The organism is Prevotella melaninogenica, assembly GCF_013267595.1.
Taxonomy (GTDB): domain Bacteria; phylum Bacteroidota; class Bacteroidia; order Bacteroidales; family Bacteroidaceae; genus Prevotella; species Prevotella melaninogenica_D.
This window is the reverse complement of the sequence record NZ_CP054011.1, coordinates 1,039,865-1,055,610: the sequence shown is the minus strand read 5'-3', so window position 1 is coordinate 1,055,610 and position 15,746 is coordinate 1,039,865. Positions and strand designations below refer to the sequence as shown.

At 42.4% G+C, this 15,746-nt stretch carries 14 protein-coding genes; 7 read left to right on the top strand and 7 right to left on the bottom strand.

Going from position 1 to position 15,746, the window contains the following annotated elements; translation table 11 throughout:
• Positions 1–22: 22 nt before the first annotated feature.
• The 3 genes from menD to FIU21_RS09625 form a co-directional block, all read right to left on the bottom strand.
• A complete protein-coding gene (menD, locus tag FIU21_RS09635; protein ID WP_004361357.1) occupies positions 23–1,684 on the bottom strand; it encodes a 2-succinyl-5-enolpyruvyl-6-hydroxy-3-cyclohexene-1-carboxylic-acid synthase in 1,662 nt (553 codons plus the stop codon).
• 94 nt (positions 1,685–1,778) lie between these two features.
• The gene (locus FIU21_RS09630; RefSeq protein ID WP_004361355.1) at positions 1,779–2,825 is read right to left on the bottom strand and encodes an isochorismate synthase; all 1,047 of its coding nucleotides are present in this window, start codon (positions 2,823–2,825) and stop codon (positions 1,779–1,781) included.
• Positions 2,826–3,242 carry a PaaI family thioesterase gene (locus FIU21_RS09625; RefSeq protein ID WP_004361353.1) on the bottom strand — a complete coding sequence of 139 codons (417 nt, stop codon included), beginning with the start codon at positions 3,240–3,242 and terminating at the stop codon, positions 2,826–2,828. It abuts the gene before it with no gap.
• Between the two features lie 430 nt (positions 3,243–3,672).
• Here FIU21_RS09625 and lysS point away from each other — a divergent pair, with 430 nt between their 5' ends.
• The 6 genes from lysS to FIU21_RS09595 all read left to right on the top strand — a co-directional run bounded on the left by lysS (position 3,673) and on the right by FIU21_RS09595 (position 11,213).
• On the top strand, positions 3,673–5,409 hold the full coding sequence (lysS, locus tag FIU21_RS09620; RefSeq protein WP_004361351.1) for a lysine--tRNA ligase: 1,737 nt from the start codon (positions 3,673–3,675) through the stop codon (positions 5,407–5,409).
• A gap of 150 nt (positions 5,410–5,559) precedes the next feature.
• Positions 5,560–6,555, top strand: a complete 996-nt coding sequence (locus tag FIU21_RS09615) for an NAD(P)H-dependent glycerol-3-phosphate dehydrogenase (protein ID WP_004361349.1) — start codon at positions 5,560–5,562, stop codon at positions 6,553–6,555.
• A 6-nt stretch (positions 6,556–6,561) separates the two neighbouring features.
• Entirely contained in the window at positions 6,562–7,917 is a 1,356-nt protein-coding gene (locus FIU21_RS09610) for a glucose-6-phosphate isomerase (protein ID WP_004361347.1), read from the top strand.
• Between the two features lie 212 nt (positions 7,918–8,129).
• On the top strand, positions 8,130–8,864 hold the full coding sequence (locus FIU21_RS09605) for an inorganic diphosphatase (protein WP_004361345.1): 735 nt from the start codon (positions 8,130–8,132) through the stop codon (positions 8,862–8,864).
• A 541-nt stretch (positions 8,865–9,405) separates the two neighbouring features.
• Positions 9,406–9,618 carry a hypothetical protein gene (locus tag FIU21_RS09600; RefSeq protein ID WP_004361344.1) on the top strand — a complete coding sequence of 71 codons (213 nt, stop codon included), beginning with the start codon at positions 9,406–9,408 and terminating at the stop codon, positions 9,616–9,618.
• Positions 9,619–9,641: 23 nt separating this feature from the next.
• Positions 9,642–11,213 (top strand): fimbrillin family protein, encoded by a 1,572-nt coding sequence (locus FIU21_RS09595; RefSeq protein ID WP_004361343.1) that lies wholly within the window; start codon positions 9,642–9,644, stop codon positions 11,211–11,213.
• Positions 11,214–11,562: 349 nt separating this feature from the next.
• Here the strand turns inward: FIU21_RS09595 and rsgA are convergent, their stop codons facing one another.
• The 4 genes from rsgA to rsmA form a co-directional block, all read right to left on the bottom strand.
• Entirely contained in the window at positions 11,563–12,507 is a 945-nt protein-coding gene (gene rsgA / locus FIU21_RS09590) for a ribosome small subunit-dependent GTPase A (protein WP_004361342.1), read from the bottom strand.
• A gap of 154 nt (positions 12,508–12,661) precedes the next feature.
• Positions 12,662–13,222, bottom strand: a complete 561-nt coding sequence (gene frr, locus FIU21_RS09585; RefSeq protein ID WP_004361341.1) for a ribosome recycling factor — start codon at positions 13,220–13,222, stop codon at positions 12,662–12,664.
• A gap of 103 nt (positions 13,223–13,325) precedes the next feature.
• On the bottom strand, positions 13,326–13,805 hold the full coding sequence (locus tag FIU21_RS09580) for a GAF domain-containing protein (protein ID WP_004361340.1): 480 nt from the start codon (positions 13,803–13,805) through the stop codon (positions 13,326–13,328).
• A gap of 22 nt (positions 13,806–13,827) precedes the next feature.
• Positions 13,828–14,631, bottom strand: coding sequence for a 16S rRNA (adenine(1518)-N(6)/adenine(1519)-N(6))-dimethyltransferase RsmA (rsmA, locus tag FIU21_RS09575; RefSeq protein WP_004361339.1), 804 nt, complete (start codon positions 14,629–14,631; stop codon positions 13,828–13,830).
• A gap of 78 nt (positions 14,632–14,709) precedes the next feature.
• Between rsmA and FIU21_RS09570 the strand changes: the two genes are divergently transcribed.
• Positions 14,710–15,738, top strand: a complete 1,029-nt coding sequence (locus FIU21_RS09570; protein WP_036886833.1) for a lysylphosphatidylglycerol synthase transmembrane domain-containing protein — start codon at positions 14,710–14,712, stop codon at positions 15,736–15,738.
• Positions 15,739–15,746 lie beyond the last annotated feature (8 nt).

The window sequence follows — 15,746 nt, the reverse complement described above, 5'->3', positions numbered from 1 at the left end:
AAAGTTGATACGTTGAGGGTCATTAAAAGACTTGATAATAATCCTTCAAAGCCTGTGTATCTTCCTCAGCATTGGTGAATACTTCTAAAAGTACTGGTCCTTCCTCCGAGTTAAAGAGTTTGTCAAGATTCTTGTAAAGCTCTTCTTCGTTGCGAGCAGAGAGGTAAACGATGTCATGTGTCTGACAGATTCCTTCCGCAGTGGTTGTATGTTGGGCAGCAATAGCACTATCCCGATAAGGTGAACGCTCCAAACCTGGCAGCTGACGGAAGATTCCTCCACCGCCATTGTTAAGTAAGAGGATAGAAAGATTAGGAGGAAGGGACTCGTTCCATAGTGCGTTCTGATCATAGAAGAAACTCAAGTCACCAATAACGCAGTACACATCATCTTCTTCCTGATGTGCAATAGCATAGCCAACAGCCGTAGATAACGATCCTTCAATACCATTCACACCTCGATTAACATAGATATATTGATCAGAGAAGATGTTGCCAAGGCGCACAGCCGAGCTATTTCCATAGAACAATTCACCATCGACAGCCTCCTCTCTCATTTTCTCATGGAAAGCCTTAACAGCCAACATTTGTGAGAAGCGTGGTTTGAAGGTCTTGCGGATGGCTAAGGCTTTATCGAAAGCCTTGTCCCATAGCGTTACAAAGTCACTCTTTTTAACGCCTTCTGTCTCATTGGCAAAGATTCCGATAACATCCTCTGGTAAACCTTGAATCATATCAGTGGTGTGCATAAAAGTGTCACAAAACTCATCAATCCCATTCACAACGATTGACATCTTGCACTCACACTTACGTAAGAACTGACGGAGTCGTTTGCTGACAATCGTTCCTCCTATATATATAAGGTGGTCAGGGCGATAAGATTCATCCTCCCCAATCATCTTCAATACTTCATCAATAGGTTGTGCTGGTCCAATATCGTCATCAGCTAACTTCTCTTGAAGAACGACAGCAACCTTCTTTAATGCCTCAATTGCCTCAAGCGAATTGCCCACAACCTCAGGTGTCAGCTGACCAAGAACAACCATCAGTTTCTTGCCACGGAAGAAATCAGCTGCCATTTCATAGACACAAACCTCATTCGTTGCTGCATACATCAGGAAAATATTGCGTTCGTCAGGAAGTTGAGGAACGTTATATTCAAAGAGGGGTTCGCTGATAGGAACATTGATATGCACAGGACTGCCATCGTTCATTCGTACTGCATTCAGCGCTTCGTTGACTAATCGATTGCAATACCAGCGTTCCTCTTCGTTATGAGGCTCTGGTAGTGTCACACTCTTGCGAACATTTGGCTCCAATGCACGATGTTGTTGAAGTGTTTGTCCATCCTGTTGGTCAATCCACTGCGCTGGCCTATCAGCTGAAATAATAATCAGTGGACGTTTCTGATAGAACGCTTCAGCTACAGCAGGTGCCAAGTTGAGCAAAGCTGAACCCGATGTAACGCATACTGCAACTGGCTCATTGTCTGCTAAAGTCATTCCTAACGCTACGAATCCTGCCGAACGTTCGTCGGTAACAGGATAGCACTCAATCTCGGGACAAGCACAGAGATTGTGTACGATAGGTGAGTTACGAGAACCAGGACATACAACGGCTTTCGTTATTTTTTTCTTTACGAGCAGGGCTGTAAGAATGTTTACGTTTTCTTTGTTGCTGTACATTGTGGGTGTTGGGTGGTGAATGTTGGGTGTTGAGGGTTAGGGATATTGGGCTAATAGGGCTAATAAGGCTCATAAGCCCAATCTTCCTAAAAAACTAATTGTGATTCAACAACTGGCGCATAGTGTCAAGTTTGGCTTCTGTTTCCTGCCATTCATTCTCTTCAATACTTTCCTTTAAGAGTCCGCCACCAGCATAAAGGCGACACGTAGAACGAGAGAGTTGCATGCAGCGAAGGGTGACATAAAGTTTTGCCGCACCCTTCTCGCCAAGTAGTCCACTGAAACCACTGTAATAACTGCGGTTTAGTTGCTCATTATGAAGGATAAACTGCTGTGCCTCATCCTTTGGCATACCGCATACGGCAGGGGTAGGGTGGAAGGCTGTAAGGAATGTTCCGACTCGCTGTGTGTCTTTAAGTCGGAAAGTGAAGTCTGTGCGAAGATGCGCCAAATGTGCTGCACGTGTAGTGTAAGGCTTACTTTCAGTAATCTCAGCAGCAAACGGTTGCAAGCAAGCACGGATATAATCAGCAACGAGTTGTTGTTCTTCTTGATTCTTAGTAGACCACTTCATATCCTCACCTTCATACTTCATCGTACCAGCTAACGCCATTGTCTGATACCCCTCAGCATCACCACGAAGTAGAATCTCAGGACTTGCAATAAGCCACATACCTGTCTCTGCAGTATAGAAAAGTGAAATATAAGAGCGTGGATACTTCTCACAAGCCTTAAGGAAAATGCTTCGAGGAGTCGCACGCTCGTCTTTTGTTTCAACAATCGAGCGCGCCAGAACTAACTTGCGGAATCTATTGTGTTCTAACTCTTTATGGAAACGACAGAAATCGTTGTGATAAGCCTCGCGAAGAGATGGTGTTTCGTTAGTAAGTACTGCCTCGTCCTGCCAGTCGGGAATAGCATCAAAACCCTTACTACCATCTAATGGCAGAGTAATAGAACACCCCTTCTGACCATCCAGCAAGTAAAGTGATTTACTATCATCGCAATAGAAAGGAGCAATGACAAATCCCTTACGCCCATTAAGTTCAGTAAGCGAGGAAATAGCCGTTGGCTTCTCTGGTTGTGAATAGCAATGACAAACCTTTTCGAAAGGTTCACGATAGATAAAGAAAGAATCCATTTACTTCTCTTGTGGGGCTATGACGTAGTTGGTAACCTGTACGCTTGAGATGAGTTCGTCTTCACCATTCTTGATGTCAATGTTCCATACGTGTAGTGTATGGCCCCTGTGAATCAGTTTTCCGTAAGCCGTAACTGTTCCACCATATGGCATCGCCTTGACGTGATTGCCGTGAACATTAATACCCATAGCCATCTTTCCGGGGCATAACGCCATCGAACCGACACCAGCAAGATTCTCCGCAAGCGCCAATGAAGCACCGCCAGCGAGGAATCCGAAAGGCTGTTTGTTACGGTCGTCGACCGCCATTCTTGCCTTCAATGTGTCGTCCTCGGGTGTAGAAATAAATTCCATACCGAGTGTGCGGCTCAGTCCGTCTTCCTGATGAATACTTTTTATGATGTTTTCTACGTTCATAACCTAATCAACTTAATGTAATGCAAAGATAATAAAAGTTGGATAGATAACAAAATCATAATAGGTTTAATAGGTAGATAAGTATAGACAAAGGTCATGTTTTGATGCTTTCGAGCTTAGCTATAGACATCTTTAAACTAACCTATGGACCTGTAAAAGGTTATGTTTCCGTTTTCAATAGTCGTGTAAATGCTTCGCACATGTGGTGCTGTTGGTTAGCACCCTATGTGCGAACGGCTAAATAGATTGCAATAAACAGTCAAGAAAGGGGTAACTGTTGAGATGCAGTAACGATACAGACATAATAAGCGACACCATGATTGGGGTTTAAGAATATTCCAATGCCATAAAAAAGGAAAAAGCAGCTATAGTTTGCGAATTATTTAGTAAATTTGCAAACTATAAGAATATATTCGATTTAATTATAAATATGAACGTTTTAGAATTATCTGAGCAGGAGATTGGTCGCCGCCAAAGCCTGCAAGAATTGCGTGAGATGGGGATTGATCCCTATCCAGCAGCAGAGTTTCCAACGAATGCTTACTCTACTGATATTAAAGAGCAGTTCAAGGAGGACGAACAGCGTGAGGTTGTAATCGCTGGTCGTATGATGGGACGCCGTGTCATGGGCAAGGCTTCCTTCGCTGAGTTACAGGATAGCAAGGGTAGAATCCAGGTTTATATCACTCGTGATGACATCTGTCCGGGTGAGGATAAAGAATTTTATAATAAGGTCTTCAAGAAGTTACTCGATATTGGTGACTTCATCGGGGTGAAGGGTGAAGTGTTCAAGACACAGATGGGAGAAATCTCTGTTCATGCTAAGGAGATTACCGTTTTGTCTAAGAGCTTGAAGCCACTGCCTGTTGTTAAGTATAAGGACGGTGAGGCATACGATAAGTTTGAAGACCCAGAGCAGCGTTATCGTCAGCGTTATGTTGACCTCGTTGTGAATGAGGGTGTGAAAGATACCTTCTTGAAGCGTGCTATCGTATTGCGTACCATGCGTAAGTTCTTCGATGAGGCTGGTTATACAGAGGTAGAAACTCCTACCTTACAGAGTATTGCTGGTGGTGCAAGTGCGCGCCCATTCATTACTCACTTCAATGCTCTCAACGTTGATATGTATATGCGTATCGCAACAGAGCTTTATTTGAAGCGTCTGATTGTTGGTGGTTTCGAGGGTGTATATGAAATCGGTAAGAACTTCCGTAACGAGGGTATGGACCGTTTCCACAATCCAGAGTTTACTTGTATGGAACTTTATGTACAATACAAGGACTACAACTGGATGATGTCTTTCACAGAGAAACTTCTTGAGAAGATTTGTATAGAGGTAAATGGTAAGCCAGAGGTACAGGTTGGTGACAAGGTTATCAGCTTCAAGGCTCCATTCCGTCGTCTGCCTATCCTCGATGCAATCAAGGAGAAGACAGGTTTCGATCTCTATGGTAAGACAGAGGAGGAAATCCGTAATATTGCTGTTAACGAGTTGAAACTCGAAGAAATTGATGAGAGCTTCGGTAAGGGTAAGCTCATAGATGAAATCTTTGGTGAGTTCTGTGAGGGTACATATATCCAACCAACCTTTATCACTGACTATCCAGTTGAGATGTCACCACTGACAAAGATGCACCGTTCTAAGCCAGGACTGACAGAGCGTTTTGAGTTGATGGTAAATGGAAAAGAGTTAGCTAATGCTTATTCAGAGCTGAATGACCCAATTGATCAGGAAGAACGTTTCATTGAACAGATGCGTTTGGCAGACAAGGGTGACGATGAGGCGATGATTATCGATCAAGACTTCCTCCGCTCTTTGCAGTATGGTATGCCTCCAACCTCTGGTATCGGTATTGGTATTGACCGTTTGGTAATGCTGATGACTGGTAAGGAATACATCCAGGAAGTATTGCTCTTCCCACAGATGAAGCCAGAACCAAAGATTCCACAGTCTTCTGTTAAGGAATGGGCTGAACTTGGTGTTGCTGAAGAGTGGGTATATGTTTTGCGCAAGGCAGGCTTCAACCTCATCTCTGACATCAGAGAGGAGAAGGCACAGGGCTTGCAGCAGAAGCTCGGGGAAATCAACAAGAAGTACAAGCTCGGTTATGAGAAGCCTTCTGTTGAGGCTATTCAGCAGTGGATTGACGGAGCTAACGAAAAGTAAAAAGTAAATGAGAGAAAAGTAAAAGGGTAGAAAGTAGGATGAATAACTAAAAGAGAAGTATAACTATAGCAATGGTATAAGGTCATAATACAATGCTGATATTTTTCACTTTCTCTACTTTTTCCCTTTTTACTCTTATTCTTAACGTCTATGTTCGACATCGGTAAAATAGCAATCATAGGAAGCGGTAGCTGGGCAACGGCTATCGCTAAGATTGTTGTGGAGCATACGCATCATATTGGTTGGTACTTCCGACGTGACGATAAGATAGAAGAATTTAAGCGGAGAGGACACAATCCTTCTTACCTCACAAGTGTAAAGTTTAACATGAATGAGGTGATGCTCTCTTCGGATATCAATAAGATAGTGCAGGAGTATGACACTTTGGTGTTTGTTACTCCTTCTCCTTATCTGAAAGCTTTACTGAAGAAACTGAAGACAAAGCTTCATACAAAGCTAATCTTAACGGCTATCAAGGGTATTGTTCCTGATGAGAACCTTGTTTGTTCAGAGTATTTTCATGAGGCATACGGTGTTCCATACGATAATCTTGCTGTTATTGGTGGACCGTCTCATGCGGAAGAAGTGGCGATGGAACGACTCACCTATCTTACTGTTGGTTGTTCAGATCTTGAGAAGGCACGTGCCTTTACGGAGGTGTTAGCATCAAACTATGTCAAGACTAAGACCTCTCCGGACGTCCTCGGTATAGAGTATGCTTCTGTCTTGAAGAACGTTTATGCTATCTCTGCTGGTATTTGTTCAGGCTTGAAGTATGGTGATAACTTCCAAGCAGTGTTGATGTCGAATGCAATGCAGGAGATGGAACGCTTCCTTAATACTATCAATCCTATTCAACGGTCCATCATTGACAGTGTATATCTTGGTGACCAGTTGGTGACGGGATATAGTAAATTCTCGCGTAACCATACCTTTGGAACAATGATTGGAAAGGGATACAGCGTTAAGTCGGCACAGATTGAAATGGAGATGGTAGCTGAAGGATATTTTGGTACAAAGTGTATGAAGGAGATTAATCGCCGTCTGCACGTCAATATGCCGATCCTCGATGCTGTATATAATATCCTCTACGAGCGTATCAGTCCACAAATAGAAATAAAATTATTAACAGATTCATTTAGATAAACACAAATGGAAAGTATTAAGTTAGACATCACAAAAGCCGCCCAGTTTTTGAATCCGGGCGCAGTAGAGGCTTATGCTCCTCAGGTAGCTGCAGCTCAGGACGCTTTGGAGAAAGCTACTTGTCCTGGTAATGACTTCCTTGGATGGTTGCATTTGCCATCAAGCATTACTCCAGCGTTCCTTAATGAGATTCAGGCGGTTGCCAATACACTCCGTGAGAAGTGTGAGGTGGTTGTCGTTGCTGGTATCGGTGGTTCTTACCTCGGTGCTCGCGCTGTCATCGAGGCTTTGGGTAACAGCTTCGCTTGGCTTGTAAATGACAAGAAGAATCCAACGATTCTCTTTGCAGGTAACAACATCGGTGAGGACTATCTCGCTGAGTTGACAGACTATTTGAAGGATAAGAAGTTTGGTGTTATCAATATTTCTAAGTCTGGTACAACAACAGAGACAGCACTCGCATTCCGCCTTTTGAAGAAGCAGTGTGAGGATCAGTTGGGTAAGGAGGCTGCAAAGGATGTGATTGTTGCTATCACTGATGAGCATAAGGGCGCTGCACGTGCTGCCGCAACTAAGGAAGGTTACAAGACATTTATCATTCCTGACAATGTTGGTGGTCGTTTCTCTGTTCTCACTCCAGTAGGTTTGTTGCCAATCGCAGTCGCAGGTTTCGATGTACAGAAGCTTGTTGAGGGTGCACAGGTAATGGAGAAGGAGACTTCTGCTGACGTTCCTTTCGCAAATAATATTGCTGCTCGTTATGCTGCTGTTCGTCAGGGTCTTTACTCTGAGGCAGGCAAGAAGATAGAGATTGTTGCTAACTTCCAGCCAAAGCTTCACTTCTTTGCTGAGTGGTGGAAGCAGCTCTACGGAGAGAGCGAGGGTAAGGATCGCAAGGGTATCTTCCCTGCAGCTTGTGACTTCACAACCGACCTTCACTCAATGGGTCAGTGGATTCAGGAAGGTGAGCGTTCTATTTTCGAGACTGTTATCTCTGTTGAGGAGCCAAATGCAAAGGTACTCTTCCCACATGATGAGGAGAACCTCGATGGCTTGAACTTCCTCGCAGGTAAGCGTGTTGATGAGGTTAACAAGATGGCAGAGCTCGGTACACGTTTGGCTCACGTTGATGGTGGTGTTCCTAACATCCGTGTTAGCGTTCCTACATTGAACGAGTACTACCTCGGTCAGCTCATCTACTTCTTCGAGAAGGCTTGCGGTATCAGCGGTCTTATTCAGGAAGTGAATCCTTTCAATCAGCCAGGTGTTGAGGCTTATAAGAAGAATATGTTTGCTCTTCTCAATAAGCCAGGTTACGAGGCTGAGAGCAAGGCTATTCAGGAAAGACTGACTAAAGAATAAGAACCTCCCCCAACCCTTCCAAAGGAGGGGAGGGAAGCCCCACCCAACCTCCCCGAAAGGGGAGGAGTACTTAGCGGAATATAGTTAGAGGTCGCGTGGATAGGTTTCAAGGGGAGTACTATTTTATAATATTCTTAATGTATCCTCAAGTTCTTCACATTGTGTAGAGGAACTTGAGGATAATAATATATAATAAGGTGAAGAAAACAGCTATGTCGTCTCAATCTCAACAAAACATACAGTCCGTAGAGGGTACACGGAGAAATCCAAAAGTTGTCCTCTTTGATATGGATGGTGTCCTTTACGATTCAATGCCCAACCATGGTGTTGCATGGCAGCGTGCAATGAAGGAGTTTGGTATTCATTTTACGCTTGAAGATTCTTACGCAACAGAAGGGGCACGTGGTGTTGATACGATTCGTAAGTATGCGAAGGAGCAACTCGGTAAGGAACTAACGGAGGAAGAGGCACAGAAGGTTTATGATGTGAAGGCACATTACTTCCACGAAATGCCTGAAGCAAAGGTGTTTGACGGTGTGATTGATCTTATGCAGAAGATTAAGGCGAGCGGATTGAAGATAGGTATTGTGACAGGTAGTGCGCAACTCCCATTGATTAAGCGTGTTACTCGTGATTTTGGTGACTATGTTTCTGCTGATCAGATAACAACGGCTTACGATGTGAAACGAGGTAAACCTAATCCCGATCCTTACCTCATGGGGTTGCAGAAGGCGGGTAATTATCTACCAACAGAGGGTATTGTCGTTGAGAATGCACCGCTTGGTGTTCATGCGGGTGCTGCTGCTGGTTGCTATACGGTGGCTATTAATAGCGGTCCATTGGATGATTCAGTTCTTTTGAATGAAGGTGCCGACATCCTTTTCCCTACCATTCGAGAGTTTGCTGATTATTGGAAACTGTTCTTAAATAGCTTCTTCAAGTATTAAGTACCGACTTTTACTTAACTCCTACTGCTGCGAAGCGTAGGATAACAGTCTGTACATTCTACTCTCTTTCCACAACTTCCCATTAGGCAGTGACTGTTGATTTGAAGAGGAAAAGAGGTAAGTTTTTGTTTTTTATTGTTTTTTTTTGCATTCCATATTTTTTTATTACCTTTGCATCCGTTCTGCAAGGATTAACTTATTAGCAATGATGTTAAAAACAAAAACTTTTGATAAGTCCAATGTTTCCTCCTTATTTATATAAGGATGTAAACACATTCGTTACTTCACTCAATTCTTTAATAAAATTAGAGAAAGATAGTGAATTAATTATTTGATAGATTAACAATTGCATACTCTCATGCACTGGTTCAAGTTTACTTTTTCTTAGTAAACAAAGAACTTTTAGGATTTTCAGTGTTATTTCTTCGTACTTTTACTTAGAATCATATAAATTTATAAACATAACAATAACTATATTAAGTAAGTGATAAAAAATAGTTTATATAGTCAAGATATTAATCATTAATTAAATTTTCACAATATGAATAAAAAACAAGAGAAAGCTTATATTAAGCCGCTGACTACATTAGTAGATGTAATTGAAAATGAGTGTATTATGGCAGCATCAGGAACAACAGCAGAAGGCGGACACGTTTCTGCTGGTGATGACGAAACGCTGCATGCGAAAGGCTTTAATTTCTTTAGTGATGAAGAAGATAATTATACAAGTGAGACTACTGAGAAGAGAAAGTAAGAAGTAAATTAAGACAAAGCAAAATGAAAATGAAATGCCAATATTTGTGGGCTTTGCCAGTTTTAGCCCTATTTACATTAGCAAGTTGTTCCAATGACGACACTGCACAAGAGAACAATGGAAAGCAGAAAGGAACACCTGCAGGAATGACAGAGTTCGCTGTAAAGGAGGCTACAACCCGAACCATGGGTGTTTATAGTGGTTTGGGTATAGACTTTTATTGGACACAAGGCGACAAGTTGTGGATTAACAATACTTCGTCTCTAGTTCAAAGTTCAGATGATGATATCACAGGCAAGGCTGCTACTGCCAAGTTCTATTTTACAGGTACATACAATGCATCTAGTTACCCTGTACGTTATACCGGAAAGGGAAGCAATGCAGGCGACAAGGTAACGATAAAGGCCGAACAGAAACAAGCTACTCCCAATGATGGCTCACATATTGGAACAGATGGTGATTGTGGTACGGCAACGGCTACAAGAGGTGCTGATGGGAAGTACGGATTCACACTTTCTCACAAAGCGTCATACATAACATTTATGCCTTACTACAGTTATGAATTTGCAGAGGATGTAAAGGTTACACAAATCAAAGTAACCGCTGACGAGGTACTCGCAGGAGAGTTTAAATTCGATGATAATGGGCTTGACCTTGCGTCACGTACTACCGTAGTGAATCCAGGAAAGAGCATTACGCTTGAGTTAAATGGTGGCACCAACAATGGATTCACAATTCCAATCAGCCCCGATTATACTAAGAATGCTGCAATAATGGTACTTGCTCCAGGCACTTATCACAATTTCACAGTGGAATATAGACTCTACGATCAAAAAACATTGGTTTATGGAACCGTCTCAAAGAATTATGGTCAGCTTACTTTCCACGCGGGACAGAATAAGAAAGTGGTAGCTGATTTGCAGGTCCCGAACTATTCGAAAGATAGATTCTATATGTGGGATGCGGCTGTAGGGCAAAATGCATGGAAGAATTACGAAAACTATCAGCCTATCCTTAATGAAGGTGTGGACAGTCATTACCCTACTGTAAGTACTGATGCACGATGGTATAATCCAGCTCTGATCCCTGCTAAAGCCTCTCGTTCGGCAAAAGATTGTCCTAATGCCAACGAAATGTTATGGTACTGCATGTATGGTGATCCTCATTGGGATTCTTCTATTTGGTCAACTATGAAGCATTTGTATGATGGTGGTATGTGGCTGAAGAAACGTAGTGTCATTGCAGCAGATCAGCATAAGACTTTGCAACAGCTTAAGGATGCTGCTCCTGGTGGGACAGATTATACAAAAGCTTATCCTCTTTCTTTCAAAATATATGATTTATATGTTAAAGACAACATGAGTGTTATATTGGGTAAGCCAACCAACTCGTCTGACTATATATTCTTGCCAACTACTGGTTTCTACCATGCTGGTGATGGAAAATTACAACGTGTTGGAAATAGGGGATATTATTGGTCAAGTACGCCACGTCAAGATGGAGGTTTAAATGCTTACAATCTGTATGTCCAGAGAGACAGGGTGCATGTCGGATATGGTGACCGAACAAATGCACATTGCTTGTGGCCTGAATAATATATTGTAGTATCTTAAGATTAAGGTGTGTCAAATGTTAAATTTGATACACCTTAATTTTTTCCTCTCTTGAATGCGTGGATGCTTACTGTCATTCCTGTCATTTGGAGTAGATGCTCAATTTATTGGTTTACAGAGAGATATGTGAAATGTTAAAAATGACAGCAAACGGAAATGAAACTATACTCTTGTTTTCTATGATAATATATCACTTATTTGAAAATGCTTATCATACACGGGAAGTTTTTTATCATTAGCTCTCTGAGTGCCTATCTCATTACTTTTCTTCTATTGGGCAAATAATCCTATTTTCTCATGAAAATGATTTGCAACAAAAAAAATCGTAAAGCTAAAAAGCCTCACGATATTTATTCTCATCCTTGTCTTCGAGCATTGATAGGTAACTATTATATCGACTTTCTGCTATGTAATGGTCTTCTACAGCCTTTCTTACAGCACAGCCAGGCTCATGTGTGTGCGTACAGTTTGAGAATCTACAATCCTTTGAGAACTTGAAAATTTCACGGAAGTAGCTCGTAAGCTCTTCACGTTCTATATCAAAGGTTCCGAATCCCTTGATACCCGGTGTGTCAATAAGATATCCACCCATTGGCAACTCTAACATCTCACTGAATGTAGTAGTGTGCATACCCGTGTTATGTACATCAGAAATCTCAGCCGTACGGAGGTTGACATGGGGTAGGAGAGCATTGATAATCGTCGATTTTCCTACGCCACTATTACCACTCAAAAGAGTTACTTTTCCTGCTAATAACGGCTTCATTTTCTCTACGCTAAACTCATTGTCAGACTCTGCACTTGCTTGTATCTCTATACACTGATAACCGATTGTTTCATAGAGATTCATTACAGCATGCTGATAACGCAGTTCGTCCTCATCCAACAAGTCGTGCTTATTGAAGACGAGTGTTACTGGGATGCGGTAAGCTTCGGCACTGGCAAGGAAGCGATCGATGAAGGTAGTAGACGTCTCCGGATAGTTTGTCGTAACAATCAAGAACGCTTGGTCGATGTTTGCAGCAATGATATGGCTCTGCTTAGAGAGGTTAGGTGACTTTCGGATGATATAATTCCTACGGTCTTCTATTTCAGTGATGAAAGCCGTTCCCTCCTGATTAGGCGTGATGACAACATGGTCACCAACAGCCACAGGATTAGTAGAGCGAATTCCCTTTAGGCGGAAGTTGCCCTTTATCTTGCTATCTATTGTCTTGCCTTCCTCGGTTTTCACCGTGTACCAGCTACCTGTGTTCTTTATTACTAAGCCGCGCATAAAAATAAAAAAGAGTGGTCCCTCCCCCTTACCCCTCCCCCAAAGGGAGGGGAGTAGTCACCGCTATTAATTTGAATAGAATTGTGATAGTCGGTACATATTACTCCCCTCCCTTTGGGGGAGGGGTAAGGGGGAGGGGCCGTTGTGTGCTTTATTAAACGGTCATAATCTCTTTCTGCTTATCCTCTAACAGCGTGTCAACTTGCTTGATGAACTTATCGTGAATCTTCTGCAAGCTTTCTTCAGCATCCTTCTCGTTGTCTTCAGAAAGGCCGTCCTTGATAGCTTTCTTCAGTTTCTCCTTGATGTCAGAACGAACATTGCGAATCTCAACCTTTGTACGTTCACCAATCTTGTTACACTGCTTTACCAAGTCACGACGACGCTCCTCTGTTGGCTGGGGCAAGTTCAGACGAATCAGCTCACCATTGTTCTCTGGTGTGATACCAACATCTGAGTCCATGATAGCCTTTTCAATATCTTTGATAGCTTTTTTATCCCATGGCTTGATAGCAATGGTACGTGCGTCAGGCACCATGACTGAGGCAACCTGATTCAAAGGAACCTTTGAACCGTAAGATTCTACTCGTACACCATCGAGGATGGCTACGTTTGCACGGCCAGCACGGATGCGCTGCAACTCATCACCGAGATACATCGTTGCCATTTCCATGCGCTCGCTGGCATCATTTAATGTCTGCTTAACGTCTAACATATATTCGTAATATTAAATTTCTACTTTACAAAAATAGGTATTAATTCGGATATGCACAAGATTTTACTTTACTTTTTTGTCAAAACAAGGTTTTCTATCCTTTCTATTGGAAGAGGTCTTGTGTTTCTACCATTAGAAGTTCGATGATACGTTCCAAACCTTCTTTATCGTCTTCGTTGAAGTCGTTGAGACGAGTACTATCAATGTCAAGTACACCACGAAAAGTATGTGAATCATCATACATCGGAACAACAATCTCGCTGCGGGAAAGACTACTACAAGCAATGTGCCCAGGGAATTTCTCTACATCGGGAACAATGAGGGTGCATCCTTCTTCCCATGCCTTCCCACAGACACCCTTACCGAATGGGATGACGTAGCAGGCTACTGACCCCTGAAAAGGACCTAATCTCAACATATTTCCATTCTCTTGGAGATAAAAGCCTACCCAAAAGAAACGCTCTGGAAAGGTGTCATGCAGTGCTGCTGACACATTTGCTAAGATACCCACAAGGTTTGTTTCATCCTTAATAAGTCCGGCAATCTGTAGTATGAGTTGGTTATATTGTTCTTTTCTTGTCATTAAGAGTTATATTTCTTCCTATTTATTGTCCAATAATCTTCAACTGTTCCTCAACCATGTTCGTTAGTTCAACAAACTGAGCGATAGATAGTTGCTCTGGACGTTTGGTCATAATGTCTTGCTCATAGAAACCATCAGTAGGTTTAACCGCATTGAATATCTGTCGTAAGCTCACCCGTAACATCTTACGACGCTGGTTGAACACAGTCTTCACCACACGTTTAAAGAGTACCTGATCACAGCCAATGTCCGTCACTTCGTTGCGTGTCATACGGATAACGGCACTCTTAACCTTTGGAGGAGGGTTGAAGACATTCTCATCTACGGTAAAGAGATATTCTACATTATACCACGCTTGCATCAAGACGGATAAGATACCATACGTCTTTGAGCCAGGTCCAGCAGCCATACGCTGTGCAACCTCACGTTGTATCATACCCGTACAGCAAGGGATAAGGTCTTTATACTCAAGCATCTTAAAGAAAATTTGAGACGAGATGTCGTAAGGATAGTTGCCTGTCAACACAAACTGTCTACCATCAAAGACTTCATTTAAATCCATGCGGAGGAAGTCTTGTCCAAGAATATTCTCACGTAACTTAGGGAATTTCTCGTAGAGGAAGGCAACACTTTCCGAGTCTATCTCTACAGCTTTCACTTCACGTGGCTTCTCAACAAGATATTGAGTAAGGACACCCATACCCGGTCCTATCTCTAATACAGGGATATCAGGACAGGCATCAACGGTGTCAGCAATCTGACGGGCTATGCTTAAGTCAGTGAGGAAGTGCTGACCCAAATTCTTCTTTGGCTTGACTAATTTCATAATTTTTCTTTATTTGCCTACAAAGATACTCATTTTATTTTGCATTAAAAAACATTTTAATTATCTTTGCTCCATTATATGAGGACGAAGAAACTGTTCAACAATACTGTGAAGATTGCATTGCCGTTACTACTTGGAAGTGCAATCCTATATTGGATGTATAGGGGATTCGACTTCTCCAGTATCAAACATGTACTGCTACATGAGATGAACTGGACCTGGATGATTCTCTCACTCCCTTTCGGCATACTGGCGCAGGCTTTTCGTGGGTGGAGATGGAAGCAGAGTCTTGAGCCTATCGGTGAGCATCCGCGTGCATCGGTCTGTGTTAACTCTATCTTTCTTTCTTACGCTGTCAGTCTGCTTATTCCCCGCATTGGTGAGTTTGCTCGTTGTGGAGTGTTGAATAGATATGATAAGATTGCCTTCCCCAAAGCTATTGGTACAGTAGTAACTGAGCGTGCAGTAGATACGCTTATTGTATTACTCATAAGTGCCACAGCCTTTTTGATGCAGATAAGAGTTTTTACGAACTTCTTTTCAAGGACAGGTACACGTATTGATGATGTCTTCGGTATGTTCTCACCAACGGGCTGGCTGGTAACGGCTATCTGTGGTGTTGCATCAATTATCCTCTTCTATTATGTGCTACGTCACCTATCTTTCTATAAGAAAGTGAAGGAGATGTTAGGTGGTATATGGCAGGGAATAAGTTCTTTGCGTAAAGTAAAGAATATTCCTTTGTTTATCTTCTACAGTCTGGCGATATGGGGAAGTTACTTCCTTCATTATTACTTGACATTCTATTGCTTTGATGCAACAGCAAACCTCGGTCTTTCTTGTGCGCTTGTTAGCTTTGTTGTTGGCTCGGTAGCTGTTATTGTGCCAACGCCTAACGGAGCAGGACCATGGCACTTTGCTGTCAAGACAATGTTAATACTTTATGGTGTGGCAGACAATCAGGCACTTTATTTTGTACTGATTGTGCATACCATTCAAACCTTGCTGGTGATTCTTTTAGGTGTTTACGCATGGATAGCACTAAGTTTTACGAAGACACCAGTGGCGTTGGGTGGTCCTGCAGAACTTACTCGCCCTGCAAAGTAATTGTAGAA

Coding starts and splice junctions, on each gene's coding strand:
- FIU21_RS09595 (WP_004361343.1), top strand. CDS start 9,642: ATGAAAATGAAATGCCAATATTTGTGGGCTTTGCCAGTTTTAGCCCTA.
- FIU21_RS09570 (WP_036886833.1), top strand. CDS start 14,710: ATGAGGACGAAGAAACTGTTCAACAATACTGTGAAGATTGCATTGCCG.
- FIU21_RS09580 (WP_004361340.1), bottom strand. CDS start 13,805: ATGACAAGAAAAGAACAATATAACCAACTCATACTACAGATTGCCGGA.
- menD (WP_004361357.1), bottom strand. CDS start 1,684: ATGTACAGCAACAAAGAAAACGTAAACATTCTTACAGCCCTGCTCGTA.
- frr (WP_004361341.1), bottom strand. CDS start 13,222: ATGTTAGACGTTAAGCAGACATTAAATGATGCCAGCGAGCGCATGGAA.
- FIU21_RS09605 (WP_004361345.1), top strand. CDS start 8,130: ATGTCGTCTCAATCTCAACAAAACATACAGTCCGTAGAGGGTACACGG.
- FIU21_RS09615 (WP_004361349.1), top strand. CDS start 5,560: ATGTTCGACATCGGTAAAATAGCAATCATAGGAAGCGGTAGCTGGGCA.
- lysS (WP_004361351.1), top strand. CDS start 3,673: ATGAACGTTTTAGAATTATCTGAGCAGGAGATTGGTCGCCGCCAAAGC.
- rsgA (WP_004361342.1), bottom strand. CDS start 12,507: ATGCGCGGCTTAGTAATAAAGAACACAGGTAGCTGGTACACGGTGAAA.
- FIU21_RS09630 (WP_004361355.1), bottom strand. CDS start 2,825: ATGGATTCTTTCTTTATCTATCGTGAACCTTTCGAAAAGGTTTGTCAT.
- FIU21_RS09625 (WP_004361353.1), bottom strand. CDS start 3,242: ATGAACGTAGAAAACATCATAAAAAGTATTCATCAGGAAGACGGACTG.
- rsmA (WP_004361339.1), bottom strand. CDS start 14,631: ATGAAATTAGTCAAGCCAAAGAAGAATTTGGGTCAGCACTTCCTCACT.
- FIU21_RS09610 (WP_004361347.1), top strand. CDS start 6,562: ATGGAAAGTATTAAGTTAGACATCACAAAAGCCGCCCAGTTTTTGAAT.
- FIU21_RS09600 (WP_004361344.1), top strand. CDS start 9,406: ATGAATAAAAAACAAGAGAAAGCTTATATTAAGCCGCTGACTACATTA.